Origin of the sequence: Pseudobacteroides cellulosolvens ATCC 35603 = DSM 2933, assembly GCF_001262605.1 — a bacterium.
Taxonomy (GTDB): Bacteria; Bacillota; Clostridia; order Acetivibrionales; family DSM-2933; genus Pseudobacteroides; species Pseudobacteroides cellulosolvens.
In genome coordinates, this window is record NZ_LGTC01000001.1 from 5,435,803 (window position 1) to 5,449,360 (window position 13,558).

Annotated in this window: 13 protein-coding genes, 1 pseudogene, 1 riboswitch and 1 other annotated feature; of the genes and pseudogenes, 8 read left to right on the forward strand and 6 right to left on the reverse strand. The window is 36.5% G+C overall.

What is annotated here, in order from left to right:
• Nucleotides 1–177 precede the first annotated feature (177 nt).
• From Bccel_RS22505 to Bccel_RS22530, 6 genes are all read left to right on the forward strand, one after another.
• Complete coding sequence (locus Bccel_RS22505) at nt 178–798, forward strand: diguanylate cyclase (protein ID WP_036935641.1); 621 nt, start codon at nt 178–180, stop codon at nt 796–798.
• 26 nt (nt 799–824) lie between these two features.
• Nucleotides 825–878: a sequence feature (sodium ion sensor (DUF1646 type); this cis-regulatory element may regulate processes involved in with the transportation of sodium ions), on the forward strand.
• 122 nt (nt 879–1,000) lie between these two features.
• A riboswitch (cyclic di-AMP (ydaO/yuaA leader) is annotated at nt 1,001–1,133 on the forward strand.
• 155 nt (nt 1,134–1,288) lie between these two features.
• A complete protein-coding gene (gene dapB / locus Bccel_RS22510; RefSeq protein ID WP_036935640.1) occupies nt 1,289–2,155 on the forward strand; it encodes a 4-hydroxy-tetrahydrodipicolinate reductase in 867 nt (288 codons plus the stop codon).
• A gap of 52 nt (nt 2,156–2,207) precedes the next feature.
• The gene (gene kamA, locus Bccel_RS22515) at nt 2,208–3,485 is read left to right on the forward strand and encodes a lysine 2,3-aminomutase (RefSeq protein WP_036935638.1); all 1,278 of its coding nucleotides are present in this window, start codon (nt 2,208–2,210) and stop codon (nt 3,483–3,485) included.
• Nucleotides 3,486–3,575: 90 nt separating this feature from the next.
• Nucleotides 3,576–4,319: a putative beta-lysine N-acetyltransferase gene (gene ablB / locus Bccel_RS22520; protein WP_338053634.1), complete on the forward strand. Its 744-nt coding sequence runs from the start codon at nt 3,576–3,578 to the stop codon at nt 4,317–4,319.
• Between the two features lie 167 nt (nt 4,320–4,486).
• Nucleotides 4,487–5,551 carry an asparaginase gene (locus Bccel_RS22525; protein WP_036935634.1) on the forward strand — a complete coding sequence of 355 codons (1,065 nt, stop codon included), beginning with the start codon at nt 4,487–4,489 and terminating at the stop codon, nt 5,549–5,551.
• Complete coding sequence (locus tag Bccel_RS22530; protein WP_036935631.1) at nt 5,539–6,582, forward strand: asparaginase; 1,044 nt, start codon at nt 5,539–5,541, stop codon at nt 6,580–6,582. The genes Bccel_RS22525 and Bccel_RS22530 overlap by 13 nt, the downstream gene beginning before the upstream one ends.
• A 55-nt stretch (nt 6,583–6,637) precedes the next feature.
• Here the strand turns inward: Bccel_RS22530 and Bccel_RS22535 are convergent, their stop codons facing one another.
• From Bccel_RS22535 to Bccel_RS22560, 6 genes and pseudogenes are all read right to left on the reverse strand, one after another.
• Nucleotides 6,638–8,101 carry a hypothetical protein gene (locus Bccel_RS22535; RefSeq protein WP_036935629.1) on the reverse strand — a complete coding sequence of 488 codons (1,464 nt, stop codon included), beginning with the start codon at nt 8,099–8,101 and terminating at the stop codon, nt 6,638–6,640.
• Nucleotides 8,102–8,222: 121 nt separating this feature from the next.
• Nucleotides 8,223–8,963, reverse strand: a complete 741-nt coding sequence (locus Bccel_RS22540) for an NAD-dependent protein deacylase (protein ID WP_036935627.1) — start codon at nt 8,961–8,963, stop codon at nt 8,223–8,225.
• Nucleotides 8,964–9,122: 159 nt separating this feature from the next.
• Nucleotides 9,123–9,421: pseudogene (gene hgcB, locus Bccel_RS22545) on the reverse strand (mercury methylation ferredoxin HgcB).
• A 10-nt stretch (nt 9,422–9,431) separates the two neighbouring features.
• The gene (hgcA, locus tag Bccel_RS22550; protein WP_081926702.1) at nt 9,432–10,568 is read right to left on the reverse strand and encodes a mercury methylation corrinoid protein HgcA; all 1,137 of its coding nucleotides are present in this window, start codon (nt 10,566–10,568) and stop codon (nt 9,432–9,434) included.
• On the reverse strand, nt 10,561–10,944 hold the full coding sequence (locus Bccel_RS22555; protein WP_036935623.1) for an ArsR/SmtB family transcription factor: 384 nt from the start codon (nt 10,942–10,944) through the stop codon (nt 10,561–10,563). Before Bccel_RS22555 ends, hgcA begins: the two co-directional genes overlap by 8 nt.
• Before the next feature lie 103 nt (nt 10,945–11,047).
• Nucleotides 11,048–11,821, reverse strand: a complete 774-nt coding sequence (locus Bccel_RS22560) for an EFR1 family ferrodoxin (RefSeq protein ID WP_036935621.1) — start codon at nt 11,819–11,821, stop codon at nt 11,048–11,050.
• Between the two features lie 192 nt (nt 11,822–12,013).
• On the opposite strand from Bccel_RS22560, the gene Bccel_RS22565 reads away from it, so the two are divergent.
• Entirely contained in the window at nt 12,014–12,613 is a 600-nt protein-coding gene (locus tag Bccel_RS22565; RefSeq protein WP_036935619.1) for an RNA polymerase sigma factor, read from the forward strand.
• Complete coding sequence (locus Bccel_RS22570) at nt 12,603–13,535, forward strand: DUF4367 domain-containing protein (RefSeq protein ID WP_036935617.1); 933 nt, start codon at nt 12,603–12,605, stop codon at nt 13,533–13,535. Before Bccel_RS22565 ends, Bccel_RS22570 begins: the two co-directional genes overlap by 11 nt.
• The last annotated feature ends 23 nt before the right edge of the window (nt 13,536–13,558 follow it).

A 13,558-nucleotide genomic window follows, 5' to 3' on the forward strand; every position in this document is an offset into this window, starting at 1 on the left:
AAAATCGCAAGCGATTTTTTTCTTACCTTTTTATTATAGTATTATATAAATCGTTAATACATATTCATGTTAATAAATAATATATATTCATATAAATAAATTTTATATACTCGCAAATATTTATATTGACATATATATATGAATTTGATACAATAATATATACGGGAGATAGTATATATGGAAAACATTTTGGTTACAAAGGAAGAGTTTATTGCAAGAGTTGAAGAATTAATTACTAATGGAGATGGGCCTTTTAGTATTGCAGTAGCAGATGTAGATAATTTTGAGAATATCAATAAAATATATGGTTACCCAATTGGCGACGAAGTAATTAAGAAATTGATATCAGTATTCAGGCAGAACCTTTCAAGCATTGACTTGATAACACGACATGGCGATGAGTTAAACATACTTCTTGTAAAAAAAGGTTCTGAAAGAAGTTTTATGGAAATGGAAGAAATACGGCGTTACCTATCTGATAACACATTTAGTCTTAGTGATAAAAACAAAACTGAGAATGTTTATATAACTGTTAGCTGTGGAATTGCAAGCTATCCAAGAGATTCAAAAAATCCAATAGAGTTGTTTAGGGTTGCCGATAGTGCCATGTTCAGAGCAAAAAAGTTGGGCAAGAATAAGGTTTGCTTGTCTGAAGTTGAAAGCATGGTATTAAAATCCAGTTATTTTACGAAAACACAGGTTGACAGACTTTCCGAATTATCTAAAGAAACAGAAAAAACCGAAGCCTTTTTGCTTCGTGAAGCATTGGACGATTTATTTAAAAAGTACAGCAAATAAAGTAATACTTTTATTATGAATTACACGGTTGGATGGCTAAAACGCCATTTCAAGATAACAGGCTTCTGGGGTGGGAAGCTTATATTAGCATAAATAGCGTATAAGTTTTTCACCCTTTTTATATACTATATATATGAATATAATTGAATATTTAGCTTCGCTGAATCCATGTTAAAAGTAATTAATCTTTTACAGTAGTAAGATTAATAGAACTTTTAATATAAAAATGGAGCGGGAGAACCAATTTATGGGGTGAGTCCGGCATGTCCGGTAGGGTTAAGCTCTTTCGACCCGAATCCGTCAGCTAATCTCGTAAGCGTTGGAAGAGAAGGTGATTGATATGCTTTAATCGTGCCCTGTATTTGGTAAACCCAATTTTAGCATACGCTATGGATACTTCTCCGTAGCGTTTTTTATTTTAACAATACTTATACTTACGCAGTTTATTCACTTTAGATTAGTTGAAAAATTATAACGGAGGTAAATAATTATGATTAGAGTTTGCATATCAGGACTTGGAAAAACAGGTAAGGAAATAGCCAAGGTTTTAATGGAACAACAAGATATAAAGCTTGTCTCAGCAATTTGCAGTCCAAACAGTGACAAAAAGGGTAGGGACTTAGGCGAAGTGACTGGCAGCAGCAGTACAGGAATTATCATAGAAAGCTCAGACAATCTGGAACAAGTGATTTTCAGGACTAGACCCGACGTAGTTGTTGACTTTTCAAGCCCGGAAGCAGCATTAAAAAACGCTAAGGTGTTTTCAAGAATGAAAGTAAATATCATAATCGGTACAACCGGTTTTTCCAAAATTGGGCTGAAAAAGCTCCTTGTACTTGCTACTAAACATAGGAATGCTATTGTTTATGCACCAAATATCACCTTGGGCGTAAACGTACTTATGCTTCTTGCAAATTTGGCATCCAACATATTAAATAGCTATGACTTTCAAATTACAGAAATTCACCACAAACACAAAAAGGATGCCCCATCGGGTACTGCAAAAAAAATTGCTGTTGAAATAGAAAAGGGCATAAAGGCTTCGGGAAATCTGAGCGAAAATATAGAAATACCCATCACAGCAGTAAGAGCCGGAGGAGTTGTTGGAAAGCATGAAGTAATGATAATCGGGGATGATGATAAGATAGAAATTTCTCATGAATCTTTCTCCAGAAAAGCTTTTGCCCTTGGTGCACTTCAAGCAGTCAGATTCGCTAAAGGAAAAGTTGGATACTTCGAAATGAGTGATGTGCTTAATCTAAAAAAAGTATTGGGAGACTATCTTGAAAATGAAAACAGCTCCTTTAAAGAACGCTATACAGTATTCCTAAATAAAAAAGAATTGCAGATCCTCTAGTTGCAAATGCAGCTATAATATTCTAAATATCTAGTGGGAAAGGAATTTTGCTATGAATAGACATTACCATCAAATTGGATTATGGAAGGACATAACCAAAGATCAATGGGAAGACTGGAGATGGCAGCTTTCTAATAGAATTACCACAGTAGAAGAATTGGAACAGGTTATTAACCTTACCGAAGAGGAACGTAACGGAGTAAAATTAAGTCTTGAGAAACTAAGGATGGCAATCACCCCATATTATGCAATGTTGATGGACCCTGACGACAGCAGTTGTCCTGTAAGGAAACAGGCGGTTCCTACAATACACGAAACAAAGGTATCAAAATGCGACAGCTGCGACCCGCTGCATGAATCAATCGATTCCCCTGTTCCTGGTTTGACACACCGTTACCCGGATCGTGCTCTGATCCTTGTTACAAACCAATGCTCCATGTACTGCCGTCACTGTACACGAAGAAGATTTGCAGGGCATGATGACAAGGAACTGTCATTGCATAATATAAAAAGAGCGATTGAATATATAAAAAATAACAATGAAATACGCGATGTACTACTCTCTGGAGGCGACGCCCTATGTATATCGGATAAGAGGCTTGAATACATCTTAGAGAGCCTTAGGGCTATCCCACATGTAGAGGTCATAAGACTTGGTACAAGGACGCCTGTTGTCATGCCTCAGAGAATAACACAAGAGCTTTGCGATATGCTAAAGAGGTTCCATCCAATTTGGATAAACACCCATTTCAATCATCCCAAGGAACTTACAAAGGAAGCACTTAAAGCATGTGCAATGCTTTCCGATGCAGGCATCCCATTAGGAAACCAGTCGGTGCTGTTAAAGAATATCAACGACTGTCCATATATAATGAAAACTCTTGTGCAGGGACTTGTGAAAAATAGGGTAAGGCCTTATTACCTTTATCAGTGTGATCTTTCTGAAGGAATTGAACATTTTAGAACACCTGTATCAGTGGGTATTGAAATAATTGAAATGCTTAGAGGGCATACCTCGGGATTCGCAGTGCCTACATTTGTAGTTGATGCTCCAGGTGGCGGCGGAAAAATCCCGGTAAACCCTCAGTATCTTATTTCCCAGTCATCGGAAAAAGTAATACTGAGAAACTTTGAAGGCGTCATATGCACCTATGCAGAACCGCAAGATAAATCACACCAATGCCACAATTGCGGACTTTGTGAAAAATATAAAAACAGAGAATATCGCGGCCTTGAAAAATTGTTCCGGGAAGAAAAAGTTTGCCTTATTCCCCGCAGCAATGTACGTGTGAATAGGAGGGAAAAGTATCATGAATTCAGCAGAGCTTAAAAGAAAAGATAATTATTATACCGTAATAAAAGGGTTAAGGTATATATTGATTATACTAATGAAAGGCTGAAAATTATTGATTATGCTACAATTTCCGATGATATTATATTATCTATTGTAAATCTTGCAAAATGTGAAAACCTCGGAAAGATTATCTCCAACAGCCGGATCAAAATTTTAAAAAACTTTAGAAACTGCGGTTTTAGTATAGAAGGTGTAATCAACGGTTATTTTAACGGAGAAGACGCATATTGTGTATCCTATTTTTTAGACAAGGACCGTGAAGTCCATATTAATAAAGAAGAGGAGGATAAAATCCTTTACCAATGTCTTTTTCAAAAGAAAAGAAATTCTGAAACAAAAAATTTAAAATATACTATAAGGAATGCGGAGCCAAATGATATTCCTCAAATGATACAGCTTTTTCTTAATGTGTTTGAAACATATCCCTCACCCGTATTTAACGGTGATTATTTAAAGACTGTTATGAACAAACAAATACTATTCAAGGTTGCTGTTGAGAATGGAAGAATAATCAGTATTGCTTCTGCTGATATGGATGCTAATAACATGAATGCTGAAGTTACAGACTGTGCCACATACCCTGAACATAGAGGTAGAGGAATATTAACCAATCTTATCCATAGTTTGGAATGTGACCTTAAAAAGAAAGGCTTCTTTACACTATACAGTCTTTCAAGGGCAATTAATCCTGGGATTAATAAGGCTTTATCAAACCTTAATTACAAGTACGGAGGAAGACTTGTGAACAACTGCCATATTTGTGGAGGTTTTGAGGATATGAACATCTGGGTTAAAAAACTCAGGAAGTAGTAACTTCCTAAGAAGCTTATAATTTGAAAGTGTAAACTTTTAGAAGCTGCTGAAAATTAATCGGCAGCTTTTTTGTTGTTATAAATACCACTCATGCATTTTAGTGTATATAATCGGTTATACTAAATTAAGTGTTAATGAAATGAATTGTAACCCTGAGGTGAAAAATGCATCCATTAGTGGTACTTACAAGGACAAATCGTGTTGAGAGCATACATAAAGGTTATGTCTGCATAACTGATTCACAGAAAAAGATTAAATATCACATAGGAAACCCTGATACTAAAGTGTATTTCCGATCATCAGCCAAGCCCATACAGGCGGTTGCCCTTGTAAACTCAGGTGCTATAGAAAAGTTTAGCATTACTCTCGAGGAGTTGGCAATAATATGCTCATCCCACAGCGGCGAAGACTTTCACAGAGAAGCCGTAAGCTCCATTTTAAACAAAGTGGGATTAAGTGAAGAAAATTTGAGCTGCGGTGTGGCTAATCCATATAACCAGGATATAATAAACCAGCTTATAAAAAACGGCGAACGCCCTTCACAGCTGTATAACTGCTGTTCCGGCAAACATGCCGGCATGCTGGCTCTGTGCAAACACTATAACTTTCCTATCGAAGGCTATACAGAACAAAACCATCCTGTACAACAGCTTATACTGAAAACTTTTGCAGAGCTTTTAGACTGCAATAAGGATGATATAACAACAGGTATAGATGGGTGCAATGTTCCTACCTATATGATTGCAATACACCAAATCTCTTTCTTATATTCACTCTTAGCTCAGGGCTCTAACGGTACAGGAAAATATAACGATGCATTCGGGGTTATTCAGAAAGCCATGTCCAGTTTTCCTCGTATGGTTAATGGCGATAAGGAATTCTGTACCGATCTGATTATGCATTCAGATGGCAAGGTAATAGGCAAGGTAGGTGCTGAGGGCATATATTGTGTTGCAGTGCCGGAAAAGCAGCTTGGGATTTGTATTAAAATTTCTGATGGAAACGAGCGTGGGGTCTACCCTGTTACTACACATATTTTGGACCAACTTGAAGTCTTAAATGATGAGGCTATGGGAAAACTTAGAATGTGGTCATATCCGCCTGTCAAAAATCATAAAGGCATAATTGTAGGGTATACTGTACCTGTATTTGACTTAACCAAAGAAGGCCGCACCTTTCAGATAGGTGATAAATTTGAATTCGAAGGTGAAAATCCATGGAACCATTAGCAATAGTTACAAGAGATGGTTATATTGAAAGCATACATTATGGGTATATATGTGTTGTAAACTCATCCAGTCATGTACTGTACAATTTAGGAGACCTTAACACTAAAATATTCCTGCGCTCATCCGCAAAACCTATTCAAGCAATACCACTCATACAGTCAGGTGCCGCACATGAATTTAACTTTTCAAACAAGGAAATCGCTATAGCATGTGCCTCACACAGCGGGCAAAAAATTCACCAGGAAACCGTGGAAGGCATCCTGAATAAACTGGATCTTAATGAATCAAACCTGCACTGCGGCATTATGACACCCTACAATGATGATGAGAATAAGAAGCTTATATCATCAGGGAAATCACCTTCAGTCTTTCACTGCAGCTGCTCAGGCAAACACTCTGCAATGCTGGCTCTGGCAAAATTTAGAGGTTTTAGTATTGATGATTATGAAAGTATTAAAAACCCGATCCAGCAGGAAATTATCAAAACAGTTGCCGCATTTACTGATGAAGACCCAAACTCCATCCCAACAGGTATTGATGGCTGTGGCGCACCAATATACCTCATGTCGATGAATAAAATCGCCCTGTCTTATGCAAGGCTGGTTATGCATTCACAAACCGAAGAAAGCCCTTATTATCACGCATGTAAAACTGTATTTGATTCCATGACACAATTTCCCGATATGGTTGCAGGAGACAATGAATTTTGCACTGAGCTGATGAAGATAACAAAGAATAAATTAATTGGTAAAGTAGGCTCTGAAGCAGTATATTGCATTGGGATAAAGGAAGGCAGCCTTGGTATTTGCATAAAGATAGCTGATGGGAATGAGAGAGCAATTTACCCTGTTGTTATACATACATTAAAAGAACTGGGTATACTGAGTAATCATGAATTTAATTCCTTAAAGCATTGGTATAATCCTGTGTTAAAAAATAATCTTAATGAAGTAGTGGGCAAAATATTACCAACATTTAGCCTTAATCTAAAAACACAAAAACCCCTGTCATTAGGTGCCAAGTATCAGTAATGACAAGCACAGCGATTATACAAGATTAACGTTTCGGATTAAAAGTGATTAATATTTAATCCAGGTAGCTCTTGGCATGCTTTATGAACTCCTGCAGCACTTTTATACGGGCATACTTCTTATCCTGTCCTTCTACTATGATCCACGGTGCGTATTCAGTATCGGTCCGCACAAGCATTTCATTCATAGCCTCTATATATGAATCCCATTTTTCCCTGTTACGCCAGTCCTCAGATGTAATTTTGTATGCTTTATCCGATTCTTTCTCCCTATCCTTAAAGCGTCTAAGCTGCTCATCTTTGTCTATATAAATTAAAAACTTTATAATAAATGTTCCGAAATTGTGCAAATGTTTTTCCATGTGATTAATTTCTTCATAAGCCCTATCCCATTCCCGAACATCTGCAAATCCTTCAATCCGTTCAACCAACACTCTTCCGTACCAGCTTCTATCGAATATTGTAATGTTGCCTTTGGCAGGAAAATCCCTGTAAAACCTCCAGAGATAGTGATATTGTCTCTCTGTTTCATCAGGTGCTGAAGTAGGTATAACACAATACCCTCTGGGATCCATGTATCCGGTAAGCCTTTGAATTGCTCCACCTTTGCCGCTGGCATCCATACCTTCAAAAACAATAAGACCGGGTATACCTTTTGTATATAATTTATATGCGACCTTTTGTGCCTCCTTCTGCAGCTTTTTTAATTTACTTTCGTAATAATCCTGCTTAATTGTAAGGCTCAAATCAACATTATTAAGCGGCCTGGCTTTTACTTCATATTTCCTTATATACTCGCGACAGTTATCACCTTTTGCCTCGAGCCTTTCCAATCCTTCCTGGATCAAATCAATAGTAGTGCCCAATATGGCTTTTGATGCAGTTTTCAGGTTCTCTCCCGAAATTATGTTCCACCTGCTGTATTTAAAGCTGGAAAGCTTTAATATATTATCAAAATGATTGCAAAAATCCTCATAATAATCATTTTGCTCTATATCCCTGTGTGTCACCATAAACTCGCTGTATTTGTGTTCTCTTAGCTCATGAATCCTATCTTTCTGAGTCTTTTCCTTAATGTGTAAAAAGTATTTAATTATTATTGTGCCATCATCAATTAATTGCTTTTCTATTGAACTTATGTCTTTTATATCTCTTTTAAGTTCATCCGGCTCTATATTAAGTTGACTCATGACCTTATAATAAAAACTTCGGTCATAAATAGCTATATCACCTTTCTTTGGTATTTTACTCCAAAACCTCCAGAGAAATGACCTTTCTTTTTCCTCATCTTTAGGCTTTTCAAATACACTAACCTTGTAGGATCTAGGGTCCAATTCTCTGATCAGGTCATTGAGCACATAGCCCTTGCCTGATGATTCCCACCCATCAATAATAATAAGCACAGGCACTTTTTTACTCTTCACCAATCTCTGAAGCTTCGCCAGACTCTCACCAAGCTCAGTTCTTTTTGCCTTTCCATAAGGGCTTTTGAATTTATCAAAATCAAACTTTTTTATCATATTAAATCGTTCTCCTTATAAAACTCTTTCAATCCTTTTCGCTTGGTTCTCATACCTGTTAGTGCCAAAGCTTTTTCACATGCATTTTTATTATGCCATAGTTCTTTGATAGCTATTCTTCTTATAATTTCAAACCTTCGACAACCTGTTTCATCACTTCCCCAGCCTTTTGCCGCAAAAGAATCATGGCACTTGCGTCAAACGGCGTGTCAGCCATATTAATTATCACAAGTTTGTCACCTTCAAAGTACTTGATAAGCTTTGCGGCAGGATAGACAACAAGACTTGTGCCGATTACAATGACCATGTCCGCATCTCTTATATGGCACTTGGCATTATAGAGCTTCTCCTGATCAAGCATCTCCTCATACAAGACAACATCAGGTCTTACAATATCACCACAGGAGTCACATTTGGGAACAGCTATGGAATTCAATACATACTGTGCATCATATTTTTTATTACACTTTACGCAATAATTCTTATTGGCATTTCCATGAAGTTCAATTACATTTTTTGATCCGGCAATTGTATGGAGATTATCTATATTTTGTGTTACCACAGCTTTCAGCTTTCCGGCATCCTCAAGCTTTGCTAGAGCTAAGTGGCATTGATTGGGTTTTACATCACTGTATACCATAAACTTTTTATAGAATTCAAAAAACTTATCGGGATATTTATCAAAAAAAGTCTTGCTTAAGATGACTTCCGGAGGAAATCCACCTCCATCCATTTGGAAAATTCCTGCCGATGACCTGAAATCAGGTATGCCGCTCTCGGTTGAAACACCAGCACCGGTAAAAGCAACAATGTTACTTGAGGATGATATTAAATCAATAAGTGTTTGTATATCTCTATTCAAACAAACCCCTCCATTCCCAGATATGTGAAAGTCTTGTATAAATATAATATTCCCTAATTTGTATTATTTCAAGAATATATTAAAACAAACATTCATTTTGACATATACCTGTCTTTATTGATTTCTGGTATGATAAAATCAATAATCAATACGAAAGGATTAGCAGCATCCACTGCTGCTGCCGCCAGAACAGTCACAGCTGGGCTCTGTACCGGTCAGCCAGCCCATAATTATAGCATATGCACAACCAACGCCCGGCTTTACATCTATTGCGTTAAAGGGCAATTCTTCGCACACGCACCGCACTCCATACAAGCATCCCTGTCGATAATATGGGACTTTCCATTTTCCAATTCAAATACTTCATGGGGACAGACCTCCAGGCATCTGCCGCAGCCAGTGCATTTATCAGTTTTTAATTTCAATGTTGATACATTTTTCAAATATCTATTTTTCATAATCTCCTCCTTAAAGCCCTATAAAGCTGTTGAGTAAAATCATTACAGCACCTAAAGCTATCATTGCAATTATGATGGGAATCGCCATCTTCATTTCTTTCAAAACCCCTGAAAATGAAGTGCATGTGGAAGAACCAGTAAAATTCATTGCATAAAATGAAGATACTGCCGGTAGAATCAACATATACCCTAAAGCCCTTACCAAGCTGTAGGAAGGTAACTGCGGCCATCCATTAATTATATTTACTGCAATAGCCCATAGAAATCCCAAAAGCCATCCCTTCCATGCAAATGCTTTTCCCGGAATCCATGGAAGCAGAACAGGAGCAAGTACGCAACCAGTGATTACAGCACCTGCATACCCATAAAAATCAACCATTCCAAAAGGTTTAGCTGCAATTAGATTCAGAAGAAATAGTATCCCAAAAACAATCATAGAAACCTTGAAAGTAGGTACCAATTCCATTGGTGTTAATACCAACCGGTCATAAGTGCTGAATTTGACTGTTCGCATTTCCCCAGTAGCCTTCATTCCTGAACGAATAAATTCTTTAATGTCAGTTGCCCTTACAGGCCCATAGACTATTTTAAACCCCGTACTTTTTGTAACCTCATGGGCACTAATGCCGGGTGCCCCCAATTGGGGCAATATCAACGTTCTGTGTGCCACAATATCATTTAGCCTGATCTTACCAATCCGTGTTATGAGCTCTTTTGTCCCAAATGTTCCCTTTCCGGCAGCACACCAGACATTAATACCTTTTGTATCAAGCACCATAATCCACGCACTAAGTCCTGACAGTTCCTTTCTCAATGCATCAAATGTCATTTTATAGTTTGCAGTAACCAAAACCGGTGAACTTTTATCAGGGTCCCCAACTGCGTAAATTCCAGGATTAACCTTATAATTCATCCTGTTAATTCCCCAGCGTGCTTTCCACCCACCTAATGTATCTTTGAATGTCAATTTTGTTGATACTTTTGTGATGGAATCTTTTATATCGTCTCCGCAGCAACATGATTTACTATTAAGAGGCGATGCTAAAGAGCCAAACTGGCCCGGAATGCTAATTTGAGTATTTATCTTTATAAACTCTTTAGCTTTTGAATCTCTGTCATCTGAGCCGCAGCAGCTTTTATTATCCATTCTTTTCACCTCCAGCCGTAACACATTGACAGCTCGAAAGCTTGTTTTTCATGGAGGGAATTTTATTAAGCATTGATTTATCATTATTGAACTCAGGATCATCGCTGAGCCATTCAGGCAAAAGGGAAATGATGCTCATTAGCTTCTTTGTATAGTCATTTTGGTCAATCCTGTAATAGATCCATTTTCCCTCACGTCTGTCTTTTATTATTTTTGACTGTTTAAGTATTGCCAGCTGCCTGGATACCCTGGGCTGTGACATATGAAGAGCTGCAAATATTTCACATACACACAGCTCTTTATCCATAAGCAGAAGCAAAATTCGCAGCCTTGTTTTATCCGACAAAATACCAAATAAGTTTAATAAATCATCCAATTCCGATACCTCCTTTATCAATACATTATCATATTAACATATGATTATATGATAATTGAATAAAAATGTAAATAAGGAGTATTGCTCTAATTGAAAATTTCGCCTAATTTGATTCTATAGGCTCATATATATCAATTTCTCTATCTTTATATATAAACGCATTTTCAGGACAGTTATTCATGCACTTCTGACACATGGTACAACCTTTAGAAATTGGAGGTTTATTATCTATCTTTAAACTATTGGTAGGGCAATTCTTTTCACATATCCTGCATTTCACACACTTTTCTTTATTAATGGATACTTTTCTTGCAACTGCTGGTATATAAAACTTACTACATAATATATAAGTTATCTTTGTAAGGTAGTACCTTATATTGGATACTTTCATAATATTCCTATCCCCTGATAAGAATTTATCCACTATTAATTCTACTTTCTCAGTTGCATTATTTCTTAAAGTTTCGTATTGAGAAATAGGTGTTTTGGTAAACAGAAAATTATAAAAATTATTTGGCATTCGGAAAAAATCTGTTTGAGTTATTTCAACTTCAGTGTTTTTAAAATAATTACATACTTCATTGAAGCTTGGAGTTAAGGATTTTGCAGCCTGTGTAGCAAAGAAAATAGATTTGATCTTCGTGCTTTTATCAATTTTCCCTTTTATGTTATCAATAAATATTTTTGGATAAAGTTCAATATATATTGGCGATCCTGCAACCAGATAGTCATATTTAATATTATTATCCTCATTATATTTTAAGATATCATAAACATCTGTCTGGATATTTCTGTTTTCAAAACATTTTTTAAACATTTCGGCAATATATTTAGTGTTATTAGTGCCTGAAAAATATAAAACAAGTGCTCTACTCATAAAATTACCCCCAAAACATGTATAATAATGATAAAATTAGGATGTTATTTTATTATTATCTCATAAATGTATAAATAATGCTATAATACATGAACCGTTTTAATATTTGATTGTCTCTTATATATAGAGCTCTACTATGGTGCAGAATACACCTTAGTTTCCTAGACACGAAAATCACAAGGAGATGATGGAATGGACCGTACGGACCAAAGGGAATTGATAAATCGCTGTCAGCTGGGTGATTTAGGCAGTTTTGAAAAGCTATATGAATTATATAGATATAAAGCCATGGGAACCGCCTATTTGATAGGAGGCAGCAGGAACATTGCAGAGGATATTGTTCAGGAGGCCTTTGTCATATGTTATTACCAAATCAAGAAACTTAAAAATCCGGATATTTTCAATATCTGGTTTTATAGAATTCTCGTGAGAGTAGGATGGAGAATGGCTACAAAGCATAAGAGCCATATTGATTTAAAGAATACAGACTCCGAGCAGAAAGATATTACCTGTGACTCTTCCAGGATTGAAAGCTTTGCTGATATCAGCCATGACCGTCTGATTGTGCGAGATGCTGTAAAAAAGCTTCCACCTACATTAAAAACTATTGTTATACTATACTATTTCAATGAGTTGACAACTAAGGAAATTGCAAAAATACTGGACCTGTTTCAAGGCACCGTTAAATCAAGGCTGCATAAGGCAAGAAAGCTTTTGGAAAAAGAGCTTGGAAATTCCTTTAAAAAAGAAACAGTAAATAACAGAAAGGAGTTGGGATTAAATGAAAAATAACATTGATAATATAATAAAAGATGTGCTTAATGATGAAGTAAAAGAAGTCTCAAATGCAGGTAACATCTTTAATAAAATTGCAGAAGATATTGAAGCCGTCTCAGTCCAAAGCATGAAAGACCATAAACAATATACACAGCTTGGTTTTAAAAAATATTTTTCTTTGGCAGCATGTCTTATTTTGATTTTTACCACACTGACATTTATTTCTTCTGCACAGGCAAGAGCACTAGCAGCAGAGGCTATACAATCTATAAAAACCATTTTTGGCATTCAAGTGGTAGATAATAAGCTGAAGATAGTTGAAGTTCCTGTAGATAAAGCATTTACCGGAGCAGCCGTTTCTAGAAATACCGATAAAAGCGATGGAGAAATCAGTAAAAAAATTGGATATACTGTGACTTTTCCGAAGTATTTAGGCGGTTTCTTCGAACTTGAGAACAAAAGCATGGGAGTTCAGCTTAAAAGTCCGGTAGATTACGGGACAGCACAAAAACTCCAAAAGGATATGTTTGACGCACTAGAAGATGATAACACTCTAAATAAACTAATGGGCTATGGTGCAGCAAGAAATGCATCCGGAGCGTATAAAAAATCAGATAAAGAAGTGTTATTTATTAATACATCTCAAACCTTTACACTATCTGAATTTAAAAAAATATATGACGGTGCTCAGTTTCAAAAAGTTAAAGTCGGCAGTATTGATGCACTTTGGGTAAAAACCCTATATCCGGAGTACCCTTTAAAATCAGATAGCAACATAGGTCAACCTGATCTGTCTGTTAAGCCCAAAATAAGTGAACGCAGCTTTTTGCTATGGGAAAAATCCAATATTGTATACACCCTCGATACATTCAGGGGCTATTACATGCCTATGGATGAGGCACTTAAATTAGCCGAGGAATTTATGCAGTCGAACTGATATACCATACTATCTTCGGACAT

Excerpts from the sequence above, each read along its gene's own strand:
- Bccel_RS22505 (WP_036935641.1), top strand. The coding sequence starts at position 178 with ATGGAAAACATTTTGGTTACAAAGGAAGAGTTTATTGCAAGAGTTGAA.
- dapB (WP_036935640.1), top strand. The coding sequence starts at position 1,289 with ATGATTAGAGTTTGCATATCAGGACTTGGAAAAACAGGTAAGGAAATA.
- kamA (WP_036935638.1), top strand. The coding sequence starts at position 2,208 with ATGAATAGACATTACCATCAAATTGGATTATGGAAGGACATAACCAAA.
- Bccel_RS22525 (WP_036935634.1), top strand. The coding sequence starts at position 4,487 with ATGCATCCATTAGTGGTACTTACAAGGACAAATCGTGTTGAGAGCATA.
- Bccel_RS22530 (WP_036935631.1), top strand. The coding sequence starts at position 5,539 with ATGGAACCATTAGCAATAGTTACAAGAGATGGTTATATTGAAAGCATA.
- Bccel_RS22535 (WP_036935629.1), bottom strand. The coding sequence starts at position 8,101 with ATGATAAAAAAGTTTGATTTTGATAAATTCAAAAGCCCTTATGGAAAG.
- hgcA (WP_081926702.1), bottom strand. The coding sequence starts at position 10,568 with ATGGATAATAAAAGCTGCTGCGGCTCAGATGACAGAGATTCAAAAGCT.
- Bccel_RS22560 (WP_036935621.1), bottom strand. The coding sequence starts at position 11,821 with ATGAGTAGAGCACTTGTTTTATATTTTTCAGGCACTAATAACACTAAA.
- Bccel_RS22565 (WP_036935619.1), top strand. The coding sequence starts at position 12,014 with ATGGACCGTACGGACCAAAGGGAATTGATAAATCGCTGTCAGCTGGGT.
- Bccel_RS22570 (WP_036935617.1), top strand. The coding sequence starts at position 12,603 with ATGAAAAATAACATTGATAATATAATAAAAGATGTGCTTAATGATGAA.